Raw genomic sequence first — 25,254 nt, 5'->3', positions numbered from 1 at the left:
CAAAACAAATTTGTTTAATTCTTAGTATTGTGGTTTTTTGTTATTGATATAGCAAATTTATTCCGGATTTAGTTAGGAATTTATGATAATTGTCAGTTGTGTTAAATTTTTGAAAAAATTAACATTTGTAGGTTTTGACATATAATTATTGTGTTAACGTTTATTAGGTGTTTGGCTGTGAAGACCTTGTTTTTCTTAAGATGGTTATCTAATTGATTTTTTTAAATAAGGAGTTGGAATTTTCTAACCTACATAGTAAACCGTCAAAAATTGATACCTTTGCACTATGGAAATCGAAAAAAAAGACATAAGAGCACTTTCAAAAGAGGATTTACGTTCTTTTTTTGTAAATCAAAAAGATAAAGCTTTCAGAGGGAATCAGGTTTATGAATGGTTGTGGCATAAAGGAGCACACAGTTTTGACCATATGACTAACCTGTCCAAGGCGACTCGTATTTTATTAGAAGAACATTTCGTCATTAATCATGTTAAGGTTGATACGATGCAACGAAGCGATGATGGTACGGTAAAAAATGCCGTTCGTCTGCATGATGGCTTAATTGTAGAATCTGTTTTAATTCCAACCGAGACCCGTACAACCGCATGTGTGTCGAGTCAAGTGGGATGTAGCTTGGATTGTAATTTTTGTGCTACTGCTCGATTAAAGCGGATGCGAAATTTAGAACCTGGCGAGATTTATGATCAAGTTGTAGCAATTGATAGAGAAAGCAGACTTTATTATGGTCGTCCATTGTCTAATATTGTCTTTATGGGGATGGGAGAACCCTTGATGAATTATAATAATGTTCTCAAGGCTATTGCAATGATCACTTCTGAAGAAGGGTTGGGCATGTCGCCAAAACGAATTACGGTATCTACTTCCGGAATCCCCAAAATGATTAAGAAATTGGCCGACGACGAAGTTAAGTTTAAATTGGCCGTGTCTTTGCATTCAGCTATTGATTCTGTTCGAGCCAGAATTATGCCTTTCAGTTCCAATTTTCCATTAAAAGAATTGCGCGAATCACTTGAATATTGGTATCGAAAAACCAAAAGCAAGGTTTCATATGAATATGTCGTTTGGAAAGGCATTAACGATGATCATGCATCTATTGAGGCCTTAGTCAAATTTTGTAAATATGTACCTTGTAAGGTGAATTTAATCGAATACAATCCGATTGATGATGGAGAGTTTCAACAAGCTGATGAAGAGGCCATCAATGCCTACATTAAAGCGCTTCAATCTATTGGGGTTGTGGTTAAAGTTAGAAGAAGTAGAGGGAAAGATATTGATGCTGCTTGTGGTCAATTAGCCAACAAAGAAGCATAAAAAAAGAAGGGAGATTCCCTTCTTTTTTTGATTATGACTCTTAAGTTACTATTTTTTCAACTCAATTTCTTTAGTGATTCCATCAATAGTGATGGTGGCAAGTTTATCGCAGTTGCCGTTTCCAAAGTCTACTTTTGTCTCTTTAATTACAGTGTTATCGGCACTTGTTTTAGTGTGGATGATAGTTCCTTTAGTTGGGAATGGAAGTTTGCAAGAGGCAACATAACGTAAAGGGTTATCATTGATGGTGTTGCTAATTGTTATCCCGTTTTTTAGTTTAGATTTTCCGCTACCCCAAACCAAGAACACGTTGTCTTCCCAATTGCCTAAAGTAGCATATCCTTCTACCATTTCTCTTACTCTTGTTCCTGTTCTTTCATAGGTTTGACCTGCAGCATCAGTGATGGTTAATTTTAGATTCAGGGTGGTAACAGGGTGTATTTCTGCAAGCAAAGCCGATGTTTTTAAGGTTCTAGTTATGGATTGACTACCTTCAATTTTATTGTCATTATGATAGAAATTTTCAAAAGTGAAATTAATCGCTTGTTCTTTTGAAGTGAAATCATTCGCAAAAGTGATAATGATTTTTCCTTTCAATACATTGCCATTGGGTAATGTGCATCCTAAGCTTCCAAAATCAATTATTCGAGTCCATTTTCCTTGTGATAACTCTGTAGTTATTTTGGCACATTCGGGTAATAAGCTTTTAAATGGAACCGTGCTTTTGCTGCTAAAACTTTGTTGTACTCCAAATTGATCTTCTGTTATTGTCGAAACATCGTCAACAATATTATCCATAACTACATCAGAGACCACTTCGGTGTTTGATAAAGTAGTTGTGCCATTATCTACTGGCTCGTCTGAATTTTGACAACTTAACATTGCAGTCAAAACAATTGCTGCTGTAACTTTCCAAATTTTTAGTTTCATAATAAATAATTTAAAGGTTATGTTGCTAAGACATTTATATGTAAAAAAGGTTTAATCGTAATTTCAATTCAGGTGTTCAATTCAAAATAGAATGCGTCTTATTCATATGTAAAAAAATAATGTTTGAATTTAGATGCCTCTTGTTACGTAACGTTTCCCCCTTTTTTTTAGTATGACAACCACACTCTTTTGTTTTTTAAAAATGGTTATTTAGATTATTTTTAATTTAAGTGTTATATTTGAAGCCATTATGAATATTACCTCTCAAATAAAACAGCCCATTTTTAATGAAATGGAACTTTTTGAAAAAAAGTTCTATGAATCAATGTCTTCCAAAGTCGCGTTACTGAATAGAATAACCTATTATATAGTGAATCGAAAAGGAAAACAAATGCGCCCTATGTTTGTTTTTCTTACTGCAAAGATGGTTTCAGACGGTTTGATCGAAGAAAGAACCTATCGTGGAGCTTGTGTGATTGAGCTAATACATACCGCTACTTTAGTACATGATGACGTTGTAGACGATAGCAATAGGAGAAGAGGTTTTTTCTCTATTAATGCGTTGTGGAAAAATAAAATTGCTGTTTTGGTGGGTGATTATTTGTTGTCCAAAGGCTTGTTGCTTTCAATAGATCATGGCGATTTTGATTTACTTCGCATTATTTCAGTAGCCGTTCGCGAAATGAGCGAAGGCGAATTGTTACAAATAGAAAAAGCCAGAAGACTTGATATAACCGAAGAGGTATACTACGAAATCATCCGAAAAAAAACAGCAACTCTTATCGCCGCATGCTGTGCATTAGGAGCAAGATCGGTTACAGAAAACGAAGAGGTGGTCCAAAAAATGCACAAGTTTGGTGAATTAATTGGAATGGCGTTTCAAATAAAAGACGATTTATTTGATTACACAGACGATGCAATTGGTAAACCTACCGGGATTGATATCAAAGAGCAAAAAATGACCTTGCCACTTATTCACGTACTTAATACTTGTACTCCAAAAGAAAAAAGTTGGTTGATCAATTCGATTAAAAACCACAACAAAGACAAAAAACGAGTAAAAGAAGTTATTGCTTTTGTCGTTAACAATGGAGGGCTGTCCTATGCTGAACAAAAAATGTTGGAATTTCAAGAAGAAGCATTAACGTTATTGAGTGCTTTCCCAACTTCAGAGTATAAATCGGCTCTGACCTTAATGGTAAATTACGTTATCGAAAGGAAAAAATAATCCAAGTCTATCTTATTGTGAATTAATTCGTTAAGTTAATTTTTTAAAAAAAATTAAACTTGATGCAACCTTTTCATATTTTTAATCGTCTATACTCATAGAAACGATAATTATTCAATTGGGCTGAAGAAATAATGAAAGTAATCCCTCTATATCATGAAGAAAAAAAACTAATACAGTTGGCTGTTGATCAAAATCGACAAGCACAGCACCAATTGTATTTACGATTTTCACCAAAAATGTTAGGGGTTTGCCGACAGTATATAAAAGATCTTCATCATGCCGAAGATGTAATGATTTCAGCCTTTATGAAAGTTTTTATGCATTTGAAAAACTTTGAACATAAAGGAAGTTTTGAAGGATGGGTAAGAAGAATTATGATTAATGAATGTATTTCATATTTAAGAGTGCATCAAAAAATGGAATATACAGAGGAAGAGTCTTTTGAGGAAACATCCTTTGATGCATTGGACCAACAATTTTCTTTGGATGAAATCCAATTTTTAATAGATAAATTACCAGAAGGGTATAAAATGGTTTTCAATTTATATGCTATTGAAGGCTATAAGCATAATGAAATTGCATCCATACTTGGTATTTCAGAAGGTACCTCAAAATCACAATTATCACATGCGAGAAAGATGTTGCAACATCAAATTAACATTTTAAAATCAAAAGAAAATGGGACAAGATAATTTTGAACAACAAGCCAAAGATATATTAGCTCATAGAGACATACAGCCCTCTATTGAAGCATGGAATCGATTGGATGCCTTGCTTTCGGCTCAGGAAAAACCTAAAAAGCAGTTCCCAATTTGGTGGGTTGCGGCAAGTGTTATAAGTGCAGCTTTGTTATTGAATTTTCTGTTGTCACCACAAAATGCAATTGAAAATACGCCATCCAAAATCGTAACAAAAGAAAGTCATAATGACAATATGCCTGCTAAAACTATTTTGCAACCCAATTTTTCAAAACCAATTCATCAAAAACAACCCATAGTTGCTATAAAACCCAGTACTGTGCACAAAGTACTTCATATGTCAAACGAATCAAACCTCGAAAGTGTATCCCCGAATGAACGCATCGGTTCCGTTCAAAATGAAAATAAAAAGGCTGTTGGTTTTCAGGAGATAAAATCAATAGATACGCCAATTGTTGTGGCTGAATCAAAAGTGAAAGTAGACCCTGAGGTACTATTGTCTCAAGTTGATGGCGAATTAGAACTCTCATTTAGAGAAAAAGTAATTGCCAAAGTCAATAAAAATTATCAAACCGTAAAAGTTGCTTTGGCTAATAGAAACAATCAAGAATAATTATTTCAATCATCAATCAAAAAACAAATCAAAAAAATCATGAGAAATTTAACCCTTTACCTAGCTACATTATTGTGTTTTTTTGCCGCTAAAATGTTTGGTCAAGAAACGTTTGAAAAGCAAGCAAAAAAGATCGCAGATAACATCGAAACGATTACTAAAGAAGAAAAAAAAGCATTGAAAGAGGAAATTGAAGCCGTAAATCTTCAATTGCAAAATGGTGCCATTTCGCAAGATCAAGCCGATGAAAAAAAGAAAGTATTGGCTCAAGCCAGAGCTATAGCAATTGAGTCGAAAGTAGCCAAAGAGCAACAAAAATTAAAAGAATTAGTACAGCTAAAAGTAGACGGAAAAATCAAAGAAAAAGATTCTGTTAAAACCATAGTTATACAATGGGATGACGATTTGGATTTTAGGAAAAAAAAGAAACAGAAACGATTCGGAGAAAAACGTACTACTTCTCAATTTGTTTTTGCAGCGGGATTAAATAATATTTTGGTAGACGGTACTTTGCAAGACGATGATTTTAAATTTATGGGTTCCCATTTTTACGAGTGGGGAGGTACTTACAATACCCGAATTTTAAAAGAGCATAACTTGTTGCATTTAAAATATGGATTTTCGGTACAATACAATAATTTAAGACCAACCAATGATCGCAGTTTTGTGGTGAATGGAGACCAAACAGTATTAGAATCTCAACCGTATCGATTAAAAGAATCTCGGTTTAGAAATGTCAATTTAGTTTTGCCAATGCATTTAGAGTTTGATTTTTCCGGAAGTAGCTTTCACGACGATAAAAAATATTTTAGAACCCATCGTTCTTTTCGATTTGGAATCGGGGGATATGCAGGGATTAATTTGAAAACAAAACAAAAACTCGAATATCGATTAGACGATACTAAAGTGTACGAAAAAACCAAAGCGAATTTTAATACTTCAAATTTTATTTATGGACTCAGTACCTATGTAGGGTATAAATCCACAAGTCTCTATTTAAAGTATGATTTGAATCCGCTATTTGAAAATAATATTCAAGATCAAAATAATATTTCATTGGGAATACGTTTTGATTTAAACTAGTTTTGAATTGGATTTTTTTTGAAAGTGCTTCTCTTGTGGGGGCACTTTTTTCGTATATTAAATCAAAGATTAACTTTGTATCTTTGAAAATTATAATTTAACCATTTATTCATTTGATTTCAAAAGCAACCATAGATACGGTTTTCGAAACTGCTCGTGTAGAGGAAGTAATTGGCGATTTTGTACAATTAAAACGAGCTGGGAGCAATATGAAAGGTTTAAGTCCATTTTCGGACGAGCGCTCTCCTTCGTTTATGGTGTCGCCTGTAAAACAAATTTGGAAGGATTTTAGTTCTGGTAAGGGAGGAAATGTTGTGGCTTTTCTAATGGAGCATGAACATTTTACGTATCCTGAAGCTATTAGATATTTGGCTAAAAAATACAACATCGAAATCGAAGAAACGGTACAAACCGATGCTGAAAAAGCGAATACCGATGTTCGAGAAAGTATGTTTTTAGTGTCTGAATTTGCCAAAAACTTTTTCCATCATACTCTTTTGCATACCGAAGAAGGCAAAGCTATTGGTTATTCTTATTTTAAAGAAAGAGGATTTACTCAGGATACTATCAAGAAATTTGGTTTAGGGTATTCACCTGAGGGGTGGGATGTGTTTACGAAAGAAGCTTTAGGAAAAGGGTATCAGTTGAATTTCTTAGAAAGCACGGGACTGACTATACCTAAAGACGATCGACCTTTTGACCGGTTCAAAGAAAGAGTGATGTTTCCTATTCAGAGTATGTCGGGCAGGACCCTTGGATTTGGAGGGAGAATTTTAACGAACGACAAAAAAGTTGCAAAATATCTCAATTCTCCTGAAAGTGAGATATATCATAAGAGCAAAGTGCTTTATGGTATTTTTCAAGCCAAACAAGCCATTGCAAAACAAAACAATTGTTATTTAGTTGAAGGGTATACCGACGTGATTCAGTTTCATCAATCTGGTATCGAAAATGTGGTAGCTTCTTCAGGTACGGCTCTTACTCCAGATCAAATACGATTAATAAATCGTTTGACCAAGAATATTACGGTGCTTTTTGATGGTGATGCTGCGGGGTTACGCGCTTCTATTCGGGGTATCGATTTGATTCTAGAAGAGGGGATGAATGTTAAAGTGTGTACTTTTCCAGACGGAGAGGATCCAGATAGTTTTGCCAGAAAAACATCGTATGATGATTTAGTGGCCTATTTGAATGCAAACGCCAAAGATTTTATTCAGTTCAAAGCTTCTCTGTTAATGGATGAAGCAAAAAATGATCCTATAAAAAAAGCGGATTTAATTCGGGACATGGTAACTAGTATATCCAAAATTCCGGATCGCATTCAACGAGAGATTTATTTGCAAGAATGTTCAAGGATAATGGATATTTCTGAGCAAGTCTTGGTAAGTACTTTGGCACAATTAGTTCAAAAAGATATTGCCGATGTTGGTAAAAAACAAAAACATGATCAAAAAGCTTTTGAAGTAGTTAAAAACAGTGCTCCCTCACAAGCTGAAAAAATTGATATTCAATATCAGTTGGAAAGAAAAATTATTGAAATCTTATTGTTGTATGGTCATCAAACCGAAATTTTTGAAGACGTATTTTTTAAAGCTAATGCTGATGGAGATATAGTAGAGGTTGTAGAAAAAAAAGAATACAAAGTTTATCAACGAATTTATTTGAGTTTACAAGAAGATGAAGTAGAATTAACGAATCCTCTGTTTAGAGCGGTATTTAATGATTTAATGTCGTTTTATCTTCAAAATGAATCCGATGGGGTGGGGCTGTTTCTGAAGAATTTGAATCAAGAGTACGCCCAAGAAGTGACCGACATTTTGATGCGAGAAGAGCAAAATGTGCTCCATAATTGGGAGGGGCAAAATATTTTTGTAAAGCAAAAACAACAAACGGTAAATCAAGACACGTCAGAAACTATAATTTCTCTGAGAGAATATTTAATTAATAAACTGATTGCCGATTTGATGAGTGAATTTACTACTAATCCAGATGCAAATCGGGACGAGTTGATGGTGATGATTAATGACTACAATAAACTGAAAGTTAATTTGACAGGGGCTATAGGTAGAATTCGTTCGACCTATATATAAAAAAATGGAAACCACTGGTTTCCATTTTTTTATAAAGACGGTATAAGAACTATTATACTATTTCTAATGTTTTGGCTTTATTAACTAAGTCTAATAAATTGGTTACGTTTAACTTGGTCAACAAACGTAGTTTGTAAGTGCTTATAGTTTTCTCATTTAAAGAAAGAATATCAGCAATTTCATGGTTTTTCTTACCGTCACTCAGATAGCGTAAAACTTCGATTTCTCTGTTCGATAATTTGCGATAAAGACGTTCGCTTTTACTTTGTTTAGCAATCAATGCCATGCTTTTTCGAACACTTTCGTTGATGATAATTTTCCCTTCATGTACTTTAACAATAGATTGTCCTAAAGTTTCAAGTTTTTCTGTTTTATGTACGTAACCTGAAACTCCAGCTTTTATGGCATTTGGAGCATAAATTTGTTCTGACAGGTTACTGTAAATAATAATCTTGGTGTTGGGGTAATTTTTTAAAAGGGCTTTAATTTCAAAAATACTAGCCAACCCTTCAAGATCAAGATCAATAACTAGAACATCAATATCTTTGTTTTGAAGCAAGTCTTGAACCATCGCAAAATTACCTACGTTGGCAACGATAGAAATTTCATCGTGGTCTTTAAAGTAGGATTTTACCCCAAAATGGGTAACCGGAAAATTATCAGCTAAACAAACTTTTATCATGGTATTTAATTTTTAAGAGTTGTCTTTCAAAAAATTTTCATAAATGTAGTAAAAAAAATACAATCATTAGTCAGAAAACAGAATTTTTTTTCAATTTTTATTTATGAGACAAACTGGTATTGGGTTCATTTTGTGTTGGTTAGCGGTGTTGAGTCTTTTGAATATGGCAAAAACCTCTTTTTCTCTACCGGTGAAATCAGATATGGTTTTTCCGTTGTCATTTTGTTCCATAGCCCATTCTAATTCATCATAAGAAGCGCCAAGTTGGTCTTCATCGGTACGGTTGTCTCCAAATAATCCATCGGTAGGGGCGGCGGTTAAAATAGACTGAGGCACTTTTAAGTAGTGTCCCAAAGCATATACTTCGGATTTCATTAAGTCAGCTATTGGGCTTACATCAACGCCTCCGTCTCCATATTTTGTATAAAATCCAACACCAAAATCCTCTACTTTGTTGCCTGTACCTGCCACCAATAATCCATAAATACCAGCATAATAGTACAAGGTGCTCATGCGCAATCGTGCTCTTGTATTGGCCAATGACAAATTCATTTTGGCTTCGTTCTCATGCGTTGGTACAGCTTTTTTGAAAGTTTCAAAAACAGCGGTTAGATCCGAAGAGGCTTTTCGAACGTTTGGAAATCGTTCACAAAGTTGTTGAATGTGCTCTTGCGCTCTATTTACTTGCGATGGGGCTTGGTGTATTGGCATCTCTATACAAAGCACCTCTAAACCAGTAAGAGCGCATAAGGTAGAGGTTACAGCAGAATCAATGCCGCCAGAAATTCCAATCACAAATCCATTTGTGTGTGCGCTTTTTGCGTAATTGCTAAGCCAAGTGACAATTTGTTCCGTTACGTTTTCAACGGGGAGTGCGTTTTTTTTGGTCATATTAATGAATGTTTTTAAAAAGCAGGAATGTATATTTGCAAAAAAAATAAAAGGCTAAATTAAATAATATATATGAAATAGTTCTTTTTCCTTTGTTTTAATATTGGATGGAGACGATTTTGTTTTTGTAATTTTTTCCCATTTTTTCTTTTTTCAATAAAGCATCATTGTTTTTGGGATTCTTCTTAAATACGACTTTGGTGGTTTTAATTTTATGAAAATACAAATAGTAATTGATATGAAATTTTTGTTGTTGCCCATGGCTATCTGTTGCTTGTTTTGGTCTTGTGATAAAAAGTCAAAAGAAGAAAAAGCCATAGAAGAAATTCCAGTTGAACTAAAGTTGGAACGATTTGATCAAGCTTTTTTTGATTCAAAACCTGAAAATTTAAATCAATTGAAGGAGAAATATCCTGTATTTTTCCCTGATAATGTAGAAGATGCGGTTTGGGTCGAAAAAATGCAGCATCCACAATGGAGGGAATTGTATGCTGAAGTACAAAAGAAGTATAAAAATTTTGAGCCTATTCACAAAGATATTGAAGACTTGTATCGTCATATCCAATTTTACTTTCCCAAAACTCCAAAACCAAAAGTGTATACGCTTGTTTCGGAAATGGATTATTCCACAAGAGCCATCTATGCTGATAGTTTAATAGTGATTCCTTTGGAGTTATACCTAGGGAAAGATCATAAGTTTTATCAATTTCCAGCATATATTGAACAAAATTTAGAAACCAAAAATTTGTTACCAGATATTGCTTCAAGTTTTTTAGCAACCAAAATAGATACTAGAAATAGTAAAACGTTTGTCGAACAAATGATCGATGCCGGAAAAGAGTTGTATGTTAAAGAATTATTGTTGCCAAATCTACCAACAGAGGTGTTGATAGGATACACACCGGAACAAATGACTTGGTGTCAAGAAAATGAAACATACATCTGGCGTTATTTTATCGAGAAAGAAATCTTGTATAGCGCAGATGTAAAACTAGCCCCCCGATTTATTAATCCTGCCCCTTTTTCTAAATTTTATTTAGAAATTGATAACGAATCACCCGGGCAAGTGGGAGCCTGGATAGGTTGGCAAATAGTACAATCGTATATGAAAAACAATGAGGTGACAGTTGCTCAATTGTTGTCTACAAGAGGAAAAGAAGTTTTTGAAAAATCTAAATATAAACCCAAAAAATAATGTCAAAAAATAGCACATCAGAGATAAAATTTCAAGTTGAACTTGATGAGAACAGAATTCCAGAAAAATTATTTTGGACTGCTGAAGAGGGAGGGGTAGAGACACAAGAAGCCAAAGCAATTTTATTATCGGTTTGGGATAGTGTGCACAAAGAAAGTATGCGTATCGATTTGTGGACCAAAGATATGCCAGTAGATGAAATGAAAATTTTTTTCCATCAAACACTAGTGTCTATGGCCGAAACCTTTAAAAGGGCCACAAATGAAGAAAAAATGGCAGATACGATGATGGATTTTTGTGATTATTTCGCAGAAAAACTTGAGTTAAAGAAATAATCAAGTAAGAGTTGAAGTAAATAATATATAATTAAAAACCCCAAATTTTAGTCAATTTGATTATAATTTGGGGTTTTGTATAATTAAAGAGGTGAGCTGTTTTTGAAGATATTTTGATTTAATTCATCAATATATTTCAAGAGTGCTTCTTTTCCTGTTGACTCTAGTGATGAGGTAACAAAATAAGGGGGCATTTCGGCCCAATTATTGGCCAGCATTTGTTTTTTATATGCAGCTATATTTGAATCAATTTTGGTTTTACTGATTTTGTCAGCTTTGGTGAAAATAATACAAAACGGAATTTCGCTTTCGCCCATGTAGCTCATAAATTCGACATCTATGGCTTGAGCTTCATGTCTAACATCAATTAGAACAAACGCACAGACTAATTGTTCTCTTGTTTCAAAATAATCGGTAATGAATTTTTGAAAAACATTTTTGGTTTTCTTAGAAACTTTTGCGTAACCATACCCAGGTAAGTCAACCAAAAACCAATTTTTGTTAATTAAAAAGTGATTGATTAATTGGGTTTTTCCAGGTTTAGCTGAGGTTTTAGCTAGTTTCTTATGATTGGTTAACATGTTGATCAAAGAGGATTTGCCTACGTTGGAACGACCTATAAAGGCGTATTCCGGCAAATAGTCCTTGGGGCATTTGCTAACATCAGAATTGCTTATTATGAACTCAGCAGTGTTAATTTTCATGGTTATGGCGCTTTTAATTAATGAGCCGCAAGGTGCGTATTGGTTAACCAATGATCTAGGATTTTATTGAATTCATCTGGGTGCTCCATCATGGCTGCATGCCCGCAATTTTCTATCCAATATAAGGAAGAATTGGGGAGCAATTTGTGAAATTCTTCCCCCACATTCGGTGGCGTAACTTTGTCATTTTTACCCCAAATGATACATGTTTGAACATGCATTTTGGGTAAATCTTTGGCCATGTTATGACGAATTGCGCTTTTAGCAATGGTCAATGTTTTGATAAGTTTTACCCTATCATTTACTGTTTCAAAAACTTCATCTACTAATTCTTTTGTTGCAATTTCTGGATTGTAAAAAACGTCTTGGGCTTTTTTCTTTACATATTCATAATCGCCTCTTTTAGGATAACTATCACCCATGGCGCTTTCGTATAAACCAGAACTTCCCGTTAATACTAAGCCGGCCACTTTTTCAGGAAACATTTTGGTATGGTATAATGCAATGTGTCCTCCTAGAGAATTACCTAGTAAGATAACACGGTCTAAGCCTTTGTGTGTGATGAAATTTTTCACAAATACAGCAAAGCTCTTAACGTTAGTTTTTAATATGTTTTGAGTATAAATGGGTAGATCAGGAATAATGATTCGATATCCTTTTTCCGAAAAGTATCTTGCTACGGCATCAAAATTACTTAATCCTCCCATTAATCCATGAAGAATTACAATTGGTATGCCTTCTCCAGCTTCGTAGTAGCTATATTTTCCGTCTATTTTATAATGTTTTTCCATGTATTCTATAACTCAATTTCTTTTGAGGCAAATATAAGGTTTATTCGATTAATAAAAATTGAATGCTTTTCTTTTTCCTTTATTAATGATGCTATTGTCAATTATACTATTAATTACGAGATGCTTTGGTTGAAATTTAACCTTTTTGTTAAAAAAAACCTCATTTGATTTGTGATGGTTTTTCCGTAGTTTTTTATTACTTGTTAACTTTCCTACTAAAAAAAATGGGCCGCTTTAACTATTTGATTGTCCATTATTTAAGGGATTAGGAAGCAAAAAGAGTAAACTTATCAACAAAGTGGTATAAAGTGGTAAAAAGTGGTAAAAATTTATTTAATTTTGCTTTATACAAACTTTAACAAACGAAATGGACGCAATCATTGGTACCTATGAGTGCAAAGTCGATGCGAAAGGAAGGGTTATGCTGCCTGCTCCTTTAAAAAAGCAATTGGCTTCCTCACTTCAAGACGGCTTTGTCTTGAAGCGTTCCGTGTTTCAATCTTGTTTAGAATTGTATCCTATGGCCGAATGGAATTTGGTGATGAAAAAGGTGAACAGTTTGAATAAATTTTCTAAAAAAAACAATGATTTTATTCGTCGTTTTACAGCAGGGGTTAAAGTGGTAGAAATAGATGCGTTAGGTAGAATGCTTATTCCTAAGGATTTAGTTGGGTTTGCTAGTATTACCAAAGACGTGGTGTTTTCATCAGCAGTAACTATAGTTGAAATTTGGGATAAAGAGTTGTATGAGCAATCAATCAGTGGCGATGATATCGATTTTGCGCAATTAGCCGAAGAAGTAATGGGTAACAATAATACATATGAGCATGGAATATCATAATCCAGTTTTGCTAAAAGAAACGGTTGATGGGTTGAACATTAAACCTGATGGTATTTATGTTGATGTTACCTTTGGAGGAGGCGGGCATTCAGCAGAAATTCTTAGACGATTAGGTCCAAACGGGAAACTCTTTGCGTTTGATCAAGATGAGGATGCGTTAGCCAATGCGTTACCTGATGAACGGTTTACTTTAATAAATGAGAATTTTAGATACATCAAACGCTTTTTACGTTTTTATGGGGTAAAAGCCGTAGACGGTATATTGGCCGATTTAGGGGTGTCATCCCATCAATTTGATGTAGCCGAAAGAGGCTTTTCAACTCGATTTGACGCGGATTTAGATATGCGAATGAGTCAGAAAAATGATTTGAACGCTTATAGAGTGGTTAATGAATACGATGATGCTAATTTAAGGAGAGTTTTTTTTGATTATGGAGAACTTAAAAATGCTCCAGCGCTATCTAGAACAATAATAGAAGCAAGAAGCATACGCCCCATTAAAACCACCGAAGAACTTAAAGCGATATTAGCAAAATATCTGCCTGAAAAAGTTAGAAATAAAGTACTAGCGCAGATTTATCAAGCCATTCGAATTGAAGTGAACCAAGAAATGGAAGTGTTGAAAGAATTTTTGGAGCAGTCCTTAGAAATTTTGCAACCAGAAGGCAGATTGAGCGTGATATCTTATCATTCACTTGAAGACAGATTGGTAAAGCGATTTATGAAAAATGGCATGTTTGAAGGAGAACCTGAGCGAGATTTTTACGGAAATTTTTCGGTTCCATTTAAAACCATCGGAAAGCTAATCGTGCCAACAGCGGAGGAAATAAAAATAAATAACAGGGCCCGAAGTGCCAAATTGAGAATTGCGAAAAAGAAGTAACCTATGAAGCAAAGAATATATGCCATATTAAAAGCAAAATTTTTGATTGATGATGATGCAGTCAAGAATTGGGGTTTTATTGTGTTTTTGATATTTCTTGCCATTATAATGATAGGAAATACACAGCGATTTGAGCAAAAAGTGTTTGAAATTAATGAGCTAAATAATGAAGTAAAAGAACTTCGTTCTGAATTTGTAGACAAGCGATCAGAGTTAATGAAGTTAAAAATGGAATCAACAGTATCAAGAAAAATGGAATTAAAGCAAATTTTTCCCTCTTCGGTTCCACCAGTAAAAATCAAAGTAAACAAAGAAAAAGAACCAACTTTTTTTGAAAAAATATGGCAGTAGAAGATAAACACATTATGTACCGTATTTATCTAGTAGCTTTCTTACTTTTATTTGGGGCTATCTTAATTGCTATTAAGCTCACTAATATTCAATGGGTAGAAGGAGATTATTATCGAAAACTAGCCAAAGAGCGTACAGTAAGAAATTTTGTAATACCAGCCAATAAAGGGAACATTTATTCGGCTGACGGTAGTTTATTGGCTACTTCTATACCTAATTATACCATACGTTTTGATGCAGTAGCTCCCAAAACCGAAGTTTTTGAGAAAAATGTAAAACTTTTAGCAGATTCACTTGGTAGGCTTTTGAATAAATCTTCAGAGCATATCGAAAGAGATTTAAGAAAAGCAAGAGCTAATAAAAGCAGGTATCTTTTAATTGCAAACAGTTTAAGCTATACAGAATATGTAGCTATCAAAGGATTTCCAATTTTCAATAAAGGCCCCTACAAAGGCGGATTTATAGTAGAACAAAAAACGGTAAGAGAACATCCAATAGGAAAAATTGCCGAACGAACCATTGGTTACATAGGTAAAGATGCTTACGGAAATGAAAATTTAGTGGGAGTAGAAGGGGCTTACTCAAAATACTTAAACGGAAAAGATGGAAGGATTTTAAAACAAAAAATTGCCAAAGGACAATGGAAGCCTATAAGTGATGTCAATCAAATAGAACCTCAAGATGGATATGATGTTATTTCAACTATTGATGTGTTTATTCAAGATATAGCGCACCATGCTTTATTGAAACAATTAGAAGAATATCAAGCAGATCATGGTTGTGTAGTTGTAATGGAAACACAAACAGGCTATGTAAAGGCTATTTCAAATTTGGGAAGAAACGAAGCAACTGGAGAGTATTCTGAGCGTTTGAATTATGCAATAAGAGAATCACATGAACCTGGATCTACCTTTAAATTAGTTGATTTAATGGCTTTACTAGAGGATAAATTGGTTGATACAAGTGCTGTTTTTGATAGTAAGGGTGGTGTGATTAAGTATTTTGGACGCTCTGTTAGAGATTCTCACGAAGGTGGATATGGTAAAATTTCTTTAGCCAAAGGTTTTGAAGTGTCCTCAAATACCGTAATGGTACAAGCCGTGTACAATAATTATAAGTCGAACCCCGCAAGATTTGTAAATCACATCAATTCTTATGGGTTATATAAAAAATTGGGAATTAATTTTAAAGGGGAAGGTAAACCGTATATACCACAGCCTTCTGACCCTAAATGGTCTAAAATATCCTTGCCATGGATGGCTTTTGGTTATGGTGTGTCTGTCACTCCATTGCAAACCTTAACCTATTATAACGCTGTAGCCAATAATGGAGAAATGGTGAAACCATTGTTTGTTTCCGAAATTAAAGAGTGGAACAATACTATCAAAAAGTATGATAAAGTAGTTATAAATCCTAAAATATGCTCCGATGCTACTATCAAAAAAGTTAAAGCGGTATTGGAAAATGTTGTAAAAAGAGGTACGGGTTCTAAGCTGTATTCTAAAGATTTTTCTATGGCTGGCAAAACAGGTACAGCTCAAGTAAATTATGCCAAATCAGGAGGAGCAGAGAAATATTATGCTTCCTCTTTTGTGGGGTATTTTCCAGCTGATCATCCAAAATATTCCTGTATTGTAGTGGTACATAAACCCAATACGAGCAAGAACAATTATTATGGAGCCGATGTAGCGGGACCTGTTTTTAAAAGAATCGCTCAAAAAATATTTACCGATTCGCCCACAACAAATGAGATAAAAAATTTAAATCGAAAAATTCAAAATCAAGAAAAAAGTTATCTTTCTTATAGGGAAAAATCTCTAAAAAAATACAAATCGGTGCCTAATGTTAAAGGGATGACGGGTATGGATGCTATTGCTTTACTTGAAAACTTAGGATTAAAAGTTAGAGCAAATGGAATTGGAAAAGTAAAAAAACAATCCCTTCAAGCAGGAGAATCTTTTCAAAAAAACACAACTATAGTTTTAGAATTATCATGAAAACAGTAAAAGATATATTATACAAAGTAGCTATAGAAGGAGTTCACGGGGCTACTGACAGAGCGGTCAATCAAATCCATTTTGATTCCAGAGCGATTAAAGAAGGAGACGTATTTGTAGCCATTCGAGGGGTTGTGTCTAATGGTCATGATTATATTTCTAAAGCTATTGAATTAGGTGCTAAAACTATAGTTTGTGATACTTTTCCAACAGAGTTTATACCTGATATCACCTATGTACGTGTAGATGATACCAATGCAGCGTTGGCTCAAATGGCTGCAAATTTTTATGAAAACCCCTCAGAAAAGTTAAAGTTAGTCGGTATCACCGGGACTAACGGAAAAACCACGATTGCCTCATTGTTGTTCCAACTTTTCCAAAAAGCAGGTTTTAAAGTAGGATTGATTTCTACCGTAAAAATTGTTGTTGATGATACAGAATATAAGGCAACACATACCACTCCCGATTCATTGACCATCAATTTTTATCTCAATAAGATGATTGAAGCCGGGGTTGACTATTGTTTTATGGAAGTAAGTTCTCATGGGATTCATCAAAAAAGAACAGAAGGACTACATTTTGTAGGGGGAATTTTTACCAATTTGACTCATGATCATTTGGATTATCATCCCACTTTTGCGGAGTATCGAGATGTTAAAAAATCCTTTTTTGATACTTTGCCCAAATCGGCTTTTGTGTTGACCAATGTTGACGATAAGAACGGGGCGGTAATGATTCAAAATACAAAAGCTCAAAAACGTACTTATGCCCTAAAATCATATGCAGATTACAAAGCTTTGATTCTTGAAAACCAACTTTCAGGCTTGTTGTTGAAAATCAACGAAAATGAAGTTTGGGTAAAATTAATCGGAACTTTTAATGCCTATAATTTATTGGCTATTTACGGAGCTGCAGTAGAATTGGGAATGGACAGTTTAGAAGCGCTTCGATTATTGTCTGAATTAGAAAGTGTTTCGGGGCGATTCCAGTTTATTGTGTCAAATCAAAAAATAACGGCCATAGTAGATTATGCTCATACCCCTGATGCCTTAGAAAATGTGATCAATACCATAAGCGATGTACGTACTCGTAACGAACAATTGATTACAGTAGTGGGCTGTGGTGGAAATCGAGACAAAACCAAAAGACCTATTATGGGAGGCATAGCCTCAGAGAAAAGTGATAAAGCCATTTTGACTTCTGATAATCCAAGAGATGAAGATCCTAATGTTATTCTATCGGAAATGGAAGCAGGAGTGGCTCCACAAAACCATAAAAAAGTATTGATAATAGCTGATCGTTTGCAAGCCATAAAGACTGCTTGTCAATTGGCGCAACCAAATGATATTATTTTAATAGCAGGAAAAGGACATGAAACTTATCAAGAAATCAAAGGAGTTAGAACTGATTTTGATGATATGAAAATAGTGAAAGAAATTTTAGAACAACTTAATAAATAGAAGATATGCTGTACTACTTATTCGAATACATGCACAAAACATTGGATATTCCTGGTACAGGAGTATTTCAATACATAACCTTTAGATCAGCTTTGGCGTTTATGTTGTCTTTGCTGTTGTCTACTATTTATGGTAAACGAATCATCGGATTTTTGCGAAAACAACAAGTAGGTGAGACCGTTAGAGAGTTGGGATTAGCGGGTCAGAACGAAAAAGCTGGAACTCCTACTATGGGGGGATTAATCATAATTTTTGCTACTTTATTGCCAGTATTGTTGTTTGCTAGACTACAAAATATCTATATTATTTTGTTGATTGTAACAACTTTGTGGATGGGTACAATTGGATTTATTGACGATTATATTAAGATTTTCAAAAAGGATAAAGAAGGACTAAAAGGCATCTTTAAAGTTTTTGGACAAGTAGGATTGGGAGTAATTGTTGGCTCTGTATTGTATTTTAGTCCAGTGGTTACTGTGAGAACCGATACAGGAAAAATGGATGTCTTTAAATCTGCAACACAAACCGTGGTGTTGCCTGCGCCAGTGGAGGAAAAATCTACTGCAACGACTATTCCTTTTTTTAAAAATAATGAGTTCGATTATGCTGAGTTATTAGCATGGACAGGAGAAGGATACGAAAAATGGGCTTGGCTAATTTTTATTCCCGTAGTAATATTTATTATAACAGCAGTTTCCAATGGTGCCAATTTAACCGATGGAATTGATGGACTCGCGGCTGGTACTTCTGCGGTTTCCGTTTTTGCACTCGGGGTTTTTACATTTGTTTCAGGAAATATTATTTTCTCAAACTATTTGAATATCATGTACATTCCTCATTCGGGTGAAATGACGGTTTTCATCTTTTCATTTGTGGGAGCCTTAATCGGATTTCTATGGTATAATTCCTATCCAGCATCTGTTTTTATGGGTGATACCGGAAGTTTAACGATTGGTGGGATTATCGCTGTGTTGGCTATTGCAGTTCGTAAAGAGTTGTTGATTCCTTTGTTGTGCGGTATCTTTTTAGTGGAAAATTTTTCAGTAGTACTTCAGGTAACCTATTTTAAATACACCAAAAAACGATTTGGAGAAGGAAAACGAATTTTCCTTATGTCTCCTCTTCATCATCATTATCAAAAGAAAGGCTACCATGAGAGTAAAATTGTTACCCGATTTTGGATCGTTGCTATTATGCTAGCTCTTTTATCGATAGTAACTTTAAAATTGAGATAATATGCGTTTAGTAATTCTTGGTGGAGGAGAAAGTGGCGTAGGAACAGCAATTTTAGGTCAGAAAAAAGGCTATGAAGTTTTTGTGTCTGATTTTGGAAAAATTAAACCTAGTTATAAAACGATTCTAGATCAATATGGAATTCCTTGGGAAGAGGAGCAGCATACCGAAGACTTGATTTTGAATGCTACTTTAGTAATGAAGAGCCCTGGAATTCCAGACAAAGCTCCAATAGTGAAGAAGTTAATTGAGAAAGGGATAAAAGTAATTTCTGAAATAGAATTTGCGGCACCTTTTACAAATGCTACTACCATTGGTATAACTGGAAGTAATGGAAAGACAACTACAACTATGCTGACTTATCATTTGTTGAAATCAGCCGGTTTACATGTAGGATTGGGTGGAAATATTGGAAAAAGTTTTGCATGGCAAGTAGCCGAAGAAGATTATGATGTCTATGTGCTTGAACTAAGTAGTTTTCAATTAGATGGCATCATCAATTATAAACCACACATTGCAATCATTACCAATATAAGCCCGGATCATTTAGATAGATACGAATACATTTATGAAAATTATATTGCTTCAAAGTTTAGAATAACGATGAATCAAACCGAATCAGATTATCTGATTTATGATGCTGATGATGAAGCATCTAAACAATGGCTAAAAACTAACAAAACCAAAGCAAAATTATTACCATTTTCTATTTCTACTATGCAAGAAATAGGAGCATTTTTAAACAACAACATTATGGAAGTTAAAGTAAATAACGATGAGTTTTCTGTTGAAATTGATCAGATTGCCTTAGAAGGGAAGCATAACATGAAAAATGCTATGGCAGCTACTTCAGTGGCCAAGTTAATGCAGATTCGAAATGCTACTATACGCGAAAGTTTATCCAATTTTCAAGGAGTAGAACATCGTTTAGAAAAAGTATTGAAAGTGCAAAATGTACAGTACATAAATGATTCAAAAGCAACCAATGTTAATGCTACCTATTTTGCTTTAGAAAGTATGAATGTGCCCACCGTTTGGATAGTAGGTGGGGTTGATAAAGGCAATGATTATAATGAATTGATGCCTTTAGTTCGCGAAAAAGTGAAAGCGATTATTTGTTTAGGTATTGATAATGCCAAAATTATCGCTGCTTTTGGAAACGTGGTTGATGATTTAATTGAAGTGAATTCTATGAACGATGCGGTCCGAATGGCTCAGCGTTATACAGAACGTGGCGATGCGGTATTGTTGTCACCAGCTTGTGCAAGTTTTGATTTGTTTGAAAACTATGAGGATCGTGGCCGCCAATTCAAACAAGCTGTATATAATTTGTAGTCTATTTTAAAATTTTAATTGAAAGATTTCTGGTTTTAAACCTGAGTTTTACAAAATAACAATGAAAAACCTTATCAATAAATTAAGAGGAGATCGCGGTATTTGGGCATTTGTTGCCCTATTGGCTGTTTTTTCCTTTATGCCAGTTTTTAGTGCTAGTAGTAATTTAGCCTATATTGGTTTGGGTAAGGGAAATACCTTAGGATACTTGTTAAAGCATTTGATGCATGTTGGTATCGGGTTTCTAATTATTTTTTGGGTACACAAAATACCCTACCTCTATTTTAGGTCAATCTCTCGATTTGGACTTGTATTTGTTTGGTTTTTACTGTTCTATGCGTTAGTGAAAGGGACTGTGATTGCTGGTGCCAATGCAAGCCGTTGGATACAAATTCCATTTACCAATATAACTTTTCAACCGTCTACTTTAGCGGCTATAGTTTTGTTTACCTTTGTGGCCCGCTTTTTGTCTAAGAAAAGAGAAACGGAAGTTGATTTTAAGTCTTCTTTAATCGATTTGTGGTTGCCTGTTTTTATCACACTAGCCTTGATTTTACCTTCTAACTTTTCTACCACTGCTTTGATTTTTGCAATGGTGATTATGTTGACTTTTATCGGTAAATATCCGGTAAAGTATATCGGTGCTATTTTAGGGGCAGGTGTAATCAGTTTGTTGTTTTTTCTTTTACTAGCAAAAGCCTTTCCGGATTCTAAACTGTTTAGTCGTGTGTCAACTTGGGAAAGTCGAATTGAACGTTTTAAATCGAATAGTTCCGAAGAAGATAACTATCAAATTGAAAAAGCCAAAACGGCTATTGCTTCTGGTGGTATTTATGGTTTGGGTCCCGGGAAAAGTGTTCAAAAAAATTTTCTACCTCAATCCTCCTCTGATTTTATCTTTGCCATTATCGTTGAAGAGTGGGGATTGATAGGTGGTTTAACAATCTTAACAATATATCTTTTATTGTTATTCCGTTTTGTTATTGCTTCACAAAAAGCTACTACCCTATTCGGGAAACTTATTGTCATAGCATTGGGGTTTCCAATGATTTTTCAAGCTTTGATAAATATGGCAGTTGCTGTTGAATTACTTCCAGTTACAGGGCAAACACTGCCGTTGATAAGTAGTGGAGGTACTTCTATTTGGATGACATGTATTGCCATAGGTATCATTTTGAGTGTGACCAAAAAAGAAGAAGAAATTGCACAAGAGCTCAAAGAAAAACAAATGCGTGAAGAAGCGCTACAAAAGTTAATAGACAATCAACTAGAATGGGATGCGCAAGAATCTCATGAGGAGTATTCAATTGAGGAAAAGGCAAATCCAATGAAGCCTGTTCTTGAACGTTAGGATAATAAGTAGGTAAGTATTAATTTATTTTTTGTATTTAGTATGTCAAAATTAAAATTCATATTGAGCGGAGGTGGTACGGGTGGTCATATCTATCCAGCCATTGCTATTGCCAATGAACTTAAAAGACGGTTTCCAGAGGCTGAATTTCTTTTTGTAGGTGCCAAAGATAAAATGGAAATGCAAAAAGTTCCGCAAGCAGGTTATCCAATAAAAGGTTTGTGGATAGCAGGCCTACAACGCAAATTGACATTGCAAAATGCATTATTTCCAGTAAAATTAATTAGTAGTTTATGGGAAGCTAGAAAGATATTAAAGGCTTTCAAACCCAATGTTGTGATTGGTACCGGAGGTTTTGCTAGTGGCCCATTGTTGAATGTAGCTAATAGCCTAAATATTCCTACTCTAATTCAAGAGCAAAATTCATATCCAGGAATAACCAATAAATTATTAAGTAAAAAAGCAGCAAAAATTTGCGTAGCCTACGAAAATTTGGATCGTTTTTTTCCAAAAGAGAAAATGATATTGACCGGAAATCCAGTTCGACAAGATCTAATTGATGTTTCGAGTAAACGAGAGGAAGCTCTTGCGTATTTTAAACTGGATCCAAAGAAAAAAACAATTCTTGTCTTGGGTGGAAGTTTAGGTGCAAGAAGGATAAATCAATTAATTGAAAAAGAATTAAAACATCTTCTCGGTCAAGAAGTGCAAATTATCTGGCAATGTGGCAAATTGTATTTAGAGGATTACAGCAAATACCAATCTGATTTAGTACAAGTAGTAGCTTTTATAGAGCGTATGGATTTAGTGTATGCTGCTGCCGATATTGTTATTTCGAGGGCTGGTGCTTCTTCAGTATCCGAATTGTGTATTGTAGGTAAACCGGTTGTTTTTATTCCTTCGCCTAATGTGGCAGAAGATCACCAAACCAAAAATGCTCAAGCTATTGTGGATAAAAAAGGAGCTATCATGATCCATGAAAAGGATTTGGATGAAGAATTTGGAATTGTGATTGAAGCCCTATTAAAAGACGAAGGCAAGCAACAAATGTTAGGCGAAAACATCAAAAATTTGGCCTTACCAATGGCGACGATGCAGATTGTCGATGAAATTGTAAAATTGATTCGAAATTAAATTATAACAAATAACGAGAAATCAGGTAAAGATGAACTTAAATCAAATTCAAAACGTTTATTTTATTGGAATTGGAGGCATTGGAATGAGTGCGTTAGCTCGTTATTTTCAAAATATTGGAAAAAATGTGGCGGGCTATGATAAAACACCTTCAATGCTTACTAATGAATTAATTGAAAGTGGCATTGCTATTCATTTTGAAGATGATCTCAAATTGATTCCTGTTGATTATAAGGCAGATAATACCTTAGTGATAGTTACTCCAGCTGTTCCAAAAACACACGGACAATGGCGTTACTTTTTTGATAATAATTTTGAAGTAAAAAAACGTGCCGAAGTATTAGGTATCATTACTAAGGATACCTTTAGTTTTGCAGTAGCAGGTACACATGGTAAAACGACCACTTCAAGTATTTTAGGTCATATTTTGTTTCAAAGTGGCGCAGATGTTACAGCTTTTGTTGGGGGCATAGTAGAAAATTATAATTCTAATTTAATTGGCTCCGGTAAAAGTATTACCGTGGTGGAGGCAGATGAGTTTGATCGCTCTTTTTTACACCTTCATCCTAACATTGCTTGTGTTACTTCTATGGATGCAGATCACTTGGATATTTATGGTACAAGTGAAGCGATTGAATCTTCTTTTGTAGAATTTGCGGATAAAATTGAAGATAAATCTCAACTTTTTATCGCTAAAGGATTGCCATTAGAAGGTATGGTTTGTGCTATCAATGAAGAAGCGCATTTTAGTGCATTTAATATCAGAATACAAGACGCTAGTTATGTTTTTGATGTACAAACTCCTCATGAAGTTATTAAAGATTTACGTTTTAATTTGCCAGGAAGACATAATTTAATGAATGCGTTGATGGCCTTAGCTATGGCAAAAACCTTCGGCATCCCAAATGAGGTGATTGCCACAGCTTTGTCAACTTTTGCAGGAATTAGAAGACGTTTTTCTTATCAAATCAAACGACCTGATTTGGTGTACATCGATGATTACGCGCATCATCCAACCGAAATCAATGCTGTTCATCAAGCGGTGAGAGAATTGTATCCTACTCAAAAAATTCTAGCTGTATTTCAGCCACATTTATTTAGTAGAACAAAAGATTTTGCAGATGATTTTGCAGCAAGTTTATCCAATTTTGATGAGATTTTATTACTAGATATTTATCCAGCTAGAGAACTGCCAATAGAAGGTATTACTTCTGAATGGTTGATGAGCAAAATGTCTAATGACAATAAAAAAGTAGTTGAAAAAGTAGAGTTAATTCCTTTAATTCAAGCCTCTGATGCAACTGTTATCGTTACCATCGGAGCGGGTGACTTAGGAGAAATGGTTCCAACGATAAAAATGGCTTTAAATGAAAAGAATTAATTGGTCAACAATACGATTATTGCTTTTGTTGGTTGGTATTATTTTTCTGTATTCATTTACCAATAACAAAAATTTGAATCGGAAAATTACTAAAACCGAAGTTGTTTTTGTTGGAGAAAATCAGTTGTTTGTTCAACAAAAAGCGGTTAATAAATTGTTAATAGAAAATAGAGCTGACCCTAAAACAATTCGAAGAGATGCCTTAGATTTGAATAAACTCGAAAAAACCATAAATGCTAATGCGATGATTGAACAATCGGAAGTATCAGTGAGCATTGATGGTGTCTTAAAGGCTGTAGTAAAACAGAAAACCCCTATAGCAAGGGTGAATGGAAATGGTTTTTCGTATTATATTGACTACAAAGGAAATGAAATGCCTTTGTCTTCAAATTATGCAGCGAGAGTTGTACTTGTTTCTGGGGAAATACAACAAAAAAATAGAGAAAAGTTTACGGATTTACTTCGCAAGATTTATGATGATGATTTTTTAAAAAAGAACATCATTGGAATACAAATCATGCCTAATGGTAGTCTGGTAATGTTGAATAGAAACTTCGATTTTAAAATTGATTTTGGTCAGTTGGTCAATGAAGAAGAAAAATTCAAAAATTATAAAGCTTTTTTTCAAAAAGTAATAGTAGATAGTTCAATTTTTAAATATAAAAAAATTGATCTTCGATTTGCAGAACAAGTAGTGTGTACAAAATAATAGAAA

Annotated in this window: 24 protein-coding genes; 19 read left to right on the top strand and 5 right to left on the bottom strand. The window is 34.3% G+C overall.

What is annotated here, in order from left to right; translation table 11 throughout:
* The first annotated feature begins 286 nt into the window (after positions 1-286).
* Positions 287-1,330: a dual-specificity RNA methyltransferase RlmN gene (gene rlmN / locus ACZIX2_RS00300; RefSeq protein ID WP_463338076.1), complete on the top strand. Its 1,044-nt coding sequence runs from the start codon at positions 287-289 to the stop codon at positions 1,328-1,330.
* Positions 1,331-1,378: 48 nt separating this feature from the next.
* Here the strand turns inward: rlmN and ACZIX2_RS00295 are convergent, their stop codons facing one another.
* Complete coding sequence (locus ACZIX2_RS00295) at positions 1,379-2,260, bottom strand: hypothetical protein (protein WP_463338075.1); 882 nt, start codon at positions 2,258-2,260, stop codon at positions 1,379-1,381.
* 250 nt (positions 2,261-2,510) lie between these two features.
* On the opposite strand from ACZIX2_RS00295, the gene ACZIX2_RS00290 reads away from it, so the two are divergent.
* From ACZIX2_RS00290 to dnaG, 5 genes are all read left to right on the top strand, one after another.
* Positions 2,511-3,488 (top strand): polyprenyl synthetase family protein, encoded by a 978-nt coding sequence (locus tag ACZIX2_RS00290; protein ID WP_463338074.1) that lies wholly within the window; start codon positions 2,511-2,513, stop codon positions 3,486-3,488.
* Positions 3,489-3,622: 134 nt separating this feature from the next.
* The gene (locus ACZIX2_RS00285) at positions 3,623-4,183 is read left to right on the top strand and encodes an RNA polymerase sigma factor (RefSeq protein ID WP_463338073.1); all 561 of its coding nucleotides are present in this window, start codon (positions 3,623-3,625) and stop codon (positions 4,181-4,183) included.
* Positions 4,170-4,802 carry a hypothetical protein gene (locus ACZIX2_RS00280; RefSeq protein WP_463338072.1) on the top strand — a complete coding sequence of 211 codons (633 nt, stop codon included), beginning with the start codon at positions 4,170-4,172 and terminating at the stop codon, positions 4,800-4,802. Before ACZIX2_RS00285 ends, ACZIX2_RS00280 begins: the two co-directional genes overlap by 14 nt.
* A 39-nt stretch (positions 4,803-4,841) precedes the next feature.
* The gene (locus ACZIX2_RS00275; RefSeq protein WP_463338071.1) at positions 4,842-5,885 is read left to right on the top strand and encodes a hypothetical protein; all 1,044 of its coding nucleotides are present in this window, start codon (positions 4,842-4,844) and stop codon (positions 5,883-5,885) included.
* 113 nt (positions 5,886-5,998) lie between these two features.
* A complete protein-coding gene (gene dnaG, locus ACZIX2_RS00270; RefSeq protein ID WP_463338070.1) occupies positions 5,999-7,975 on the top strand; it encodes a DNA primase in 1,977 nt (658 codons plus the stop codon).
* Between the two features lie 52 nt (positions 7,976-8,027).
* Here dnaG and ACZIX2_RS00265 read toward each other — a convergent pair whose 3' ends face one another.
* A complete protein-coding gene (locus ACZIX2_RS00265; RefSeq protein ID WP_463338069.1) occupies positions 8,028-8,657 on the bottom strand; it encodes a LuxR C-terminal-related transcriptional regulator in 630 nt (209 codons plus the stop codon).
* 90 nt (positions 8,658-8,747) lie between these two features.
* Positions 8,748-9,548: an NAD(+) synthase gene (nadE, locus tag ACZIX2_RS00260; protein ID WP_463338068.1), complete on the bottom strand. Its 801-nt coding sequence runs from the start codon at positions 9,546-9,548 to the stop codon at positions 8,748-8,750.
* A 238-nt stretch (positions 9,549-9,786) separates the two neighbouring features.
* Here nadE and gldB point away from each other — a divergent pair, with 238 nt between their 5' ends.
* Together gldB and gldC are read left to right on the top strand one after the other, a co-directional pair.
* The gene (gldB, locus tag ACZIX2_RS00255; RefSeq protein ID WP_463338533.1) at positions 9,787-10,743 is read left to right on the top strand and encodes a gliding motility lipoprotein GldB; all 957 of its coding nucleotides are present in this window, start codon (positions 9,787-9,789) and stop codon (positions 10,741-10,743) included.
* Positions 10,743-11,078: a gliding motility protein GldC gene (gldC, locus tag ACZIX2_RS00250; RefSeq protein WP_463338067.1), complete on the top strand. Its 336-nt coding sequence runs from the start codon at positions 10,743-10,745 to the stop codon at positions 11,076-11,078. Before gldB ends, gldC begins: the two co-directional genes overlap by 1 nt.
* Before the next feature lie 83 nt (positions 11,079-11,161).
* On the opposite strand, the gene yihA is transcribed toward gldC, so the two are convergent.
* Complete coding sequence (gene yihA, locus ACZIX2_RS00245; RefSeq protein WP_463338066.1) at positions 11,162-11,782, bottom strand: ribosome biogenesis GTP-binding protein YihA/YsxC; 621 nt, start codon at positions 11,780-11,782, stop codon at positions 11,162-11,164.
* A 17-nt stretch (positions 11,783-11,799) separates the two neighbouring features.
* A complete protein-coding gene (locus ACZIX2_RS00240; protein WP_463338065.1) occupies positions 11,800-12,573 on the bottom strand; it encodes an alpha/beta fold hydrolase in 774 nt (257 codons plus the stop codon).
* 367 nt (positions 12,574-12,940) lie between these two features.
* On the opposite strand from ACZIX2_RS00240, the gene mraZ reads away from it, so the two are divergent.
* The 11 genes from mraZ to ACZIX2_RS00185 all read left to right on the top strand — a co-directional run bounded on the left by mraZ (position 12,941) and on the right by ACZIX2_RS00185 (position 25,248).
* Entirely contained in the window at positions 12,941-13,414 is a 474-nt protein-coding gene (mraZ, locus tag ACZIX2_RS00235) for a division/cell wall cluster transcriptional repressor MraZ (protein ID WP_463338064.1), read from the top strand.
* The gene (gene rsmH, locus ACZIX2_RS00230; protein ID WP_463338063.1) at positions 13,401-14,297 is read left to right on the top strand and encodes a 16S rRNA (cytosine(1402)-N(4))-methyltransferase RsmH; all 897 of its coding nucleotides are present in this window, start codon (positions 13,401-13,403) and stop codon (positions 14,295-14,297) included. Before mraZ ends, rsmH begins: the two co-directional genes overlap by 14 nt.
* A gap of 3 nt (positions 14,298-14,300) precedes the next feature.
* Positions 14,301-14,648 carry an FtsL-like putative cell division protein gene (locus ACZIX2_RS00225; RefSeq protein ID WP_463338062.1) on the top strand — a complete coding sequence of 116 codons (348 nt, stop codon included), beginning with the start codon at positions 14,301-14,303 and terminating at the stop codon, positions 14,646-14,648.
* Positions 14,639-16,645, top strand: a complete 2,007-nt coding sequence (locus ACZIX2_RS00220) for a penicillin-binding protein (RefSeq protein ID WP_463338061.1) — start codon at positions 14,639-14,641, stop codon at positions 16,643-16,645. The genes ACZIX2_RS00225 and ACZIX2_RS00220 overlap by 10 nt, the downstream gene beginning before the upstream one ends.
* On the top strand, positions 16,642-18,105 hold the full coding sequence (locus ACZIX2_RS00215) for a UDP-N-acetylmuramoyl-L-alanyl-D-glutamate--2,6-diaminopimelate ligase (protein WP_463338060.1): 1,464 nt from the start codon (positions 16,642-16,644) through the stop codon (positions 18,103-18,105). The genes ACZIX2_RS00220 and ACZIX2_RS00215 overlap by 4 nt, the downstream gene beginning before the upstream one ends.
* 5 nt (positions 18,106-18,110) lie before the next feature.
* Positions 18,111-19,340, top strand: a complete 1,230-nt coding sequence (gene mraY, locus ACZIX2_RS00210; protein ID WP_463338059.1) for a phospho-N-acetylmuramoyl-pentapeptide-transferase — start codon at positions 18,111-18,113, stop codon at positions 19,338-19,340.
* A gap of 1 nt (position 19,341) precedes the next feature.
* A complete protein-coding gene (murD, locus tag ACZIX2_RS00205; protein WP_463338058.1) occupies positions 19,342-20,673 on the top strand; it encodes a UDP-N-acetylmuramoyl-L-alanine--D-glutamate ligase in 1,332 nt (443 codons plus the stop codon).
* Positions 20,674-20,734: 61 nt separating this feature from the next.
* Positions 20,735-22,024: an FtsW/RodA/SpoVE family cell cycle protein gene (locus ACZIX2_RS00200; RefSeq protein ID WP_463338057.1), complete on the top strand. Its 1,290-nt coding sequence runs from the start codon at positions 20,735-20,737 to the stop codon at positions 22,022-22,024.
* A 42-nt stretch (positions 22,025-22,066) separates the two neighbouring features.
* Complete coding sequence (gene murG, locus ACZIX2_RS00195; RefSeq protein ID WP_463338056.1) at positions 22,067-23,158, top strand: undecaprenyldiphospho-muramoylpentapeptide beta-N-acetylglucosaminyltransferase; 1,092 nt, start codon at positions 22,067-22,069, stop codon at positions 23,156-23,158.
* A gap of 31 nt (positions 23,159-23,189) precedes the next feature.
* Complete coding sequence (murC, locus tag ACZIX2_RS00190) at positions 23,190-24,539, top strand: UDP-N-acetylmuramate--L-alanine ligase (protein ID WP_463338055.1); 1,350 nt, start codon at positions 23,190-23,192, stop codon at positions 24,537-24,539.
* The gene (locus ACZIX2_RS00185; protein WP_463338054.1) at positions 24,526-25,248 is read left to right on the top strand and encodes a cell division protein FtsQ/DivIB; all 723 of its coding nucleotides are present in this window, start codon (positions 24,526-24,528) and stop codon (positions 25,246-25,248) included. The genes murC and ACZIX2_RS00185 overlap by 14 nt, the downstream gene beginning before the upstream one ends.
* Positions 25,249-25,254 lie beyond the last annotated feature (6 nt).

The sequence above is a fragment of the Flavobacterium riviphilum genome (genome assembly GCF_055231795.1).
This window is presented reverse-complemented; position numbering and strand designations above follow the sequence as displayed.

Coding starts and splice junctions, on each gene's coding strand:
- rlmN (WP_463338076.1), top strand. CDS start 287: ATGGAAATCGAAAAAAAAGACATAAGAGCACTTTCAAAAGAGGATTTA.
- ACZIX2_RS00295 (WP_463338075.1), bottom strand. CDS start 2,260: ATGAAACTAAAAATTTGGAAAGTTACAGCAGCAATTGTTTTGACTGCA.
- ACZIX2_RS00290 (WP_463338074.1), top strand. CDS start 2,511: ATGAATATTACCTCTCAAATAAAACAGCCCATTTTTAATGAAATGGAA.
- ACZIX2_RS00285 (WP_463338073.1), top strand. CDS start 3,623: ATGAAAGTAATCCCTCTATATCATGAAGAAAAAAAACTAATACAGTTG.
- ACZIX2_RS00280 (WP_463338072.1), top strand. CDS start 4,170: ATGGGACAAGATAATTTTGAACAACAAGCCAAAGATATATTAGCTCAT.
- ACZIX2_RS00275 (WP_463338071.1), top strand. CDS start 4,842: ATGAGAAATTTAACCCTTTACCTAGCTACATTATTGTGTTTTTTTGCC.
- ACZIX2_RS00265 (WP_463338069.1), bottom strand. CDS start 8,657: ATGATAAAAGTTTGTTTAGCTGATAATTTTCCGGTTACCCATTTTGGG.
- nadE (WP_463338068.1), bottom strand. CDS start 9,548: ATGACCAAAAAAAACGCACTCCCCGTTGAAAACGTAACGGAACAAATT.
- gldB (WP_463338533.1), top strand. CDS start 9,787: ATGAAATTTTTGTTGTTGCCCATGGCTATCTGTTGCTTGTTTTGGTCT.
- gldC (WP_463338067.1), top strand. CDS start 10,743: ATGTCAAAAAATAGCACATCAGAGATAAAATTTCAAGTTGAACTTGAT.
- yihA (WP_463338066.1), bottom strand. CDS start 11,782: ATGAAAATTAACACTGCTGAGTTCATAATAAGCAATTCTGATGTTAGC.
- ACZIX2_RS00240 (WP_463338065.1), bottom strand. CDS start 12,573: ATGGAAAAACATTATAAAATAGACGGAAAATATAGCTACTACGAAGCT.
- mraZ (WP_463338064.1), top strand. CDS start 12,941: ATGGACGCAATCATTGGTACCTATGAGTGCAAAGTCGATGCGAAAGGA.
- rsmH (WP_463338063.1), top strand. CDS start 13,401: ATGGAATATCATAATCCAGTTTTGCTAAAAGAAACGGTTGATGGGTTG.
- ACZIX2_RS00225 (WP_463338062.1), top strand. CDS start 14,301: ATGAAGCAAAGAATATATGCCATATTAAAAGCAAAATTTTTGATTGAT.
- ACZIX2_RS00220 (WP_463338061.1), top strand. CDS start 14,639: ATGGCAGTAGAAGATAAACACATTATGTACCGTATTTATCTAGTAGCT.
- ACZIX2_RS00215 (WP_463338060.1), top strand. CDS start 16,642: ATGAAAACAGTAAAAGATATATTATACAAAGTAGCTATAGAAGGAGTT.
- mraY (WP_463338059.1), top strand. CDS start 18,111: ATGCTGTACTACTTATTCGAATACATGCACAAAACATTGGATATTCCT.
- murD (WP_463338058.1), top strand. CDS start 19,342: ATGCGTTTAGTAATTCTTGGTGGAGGAGAAAGTGGCGTAGGAACAGCA.
- ACZIX2_RS00200 (WP_463338057.1), top strand. CDS start 20,735: ATGAAAAACCTTATCAATAAATTAAGAGGAGATCGCGGTATTTGGGCA.
- murG (WP_463338056.1), top strand. CDS start 22,067: ATGTCAAAATTAAAATTCATATTGAGCGGAGGTGGTACGGGTGGTCAT.
- murC (WP_463338055.1), top strand. CDS start 23,190: ATGAACTTAAATCAAATTCAAAACGTTTATTTTATTGGAATTGGAGGC.
- ACZIX2_RS00185 (WP_463338054.1), top strand. CDS start 24,526: ATGAAAAGAATTAATTGGTCAACAATACGATTATTGCTTTTGTTGGTT.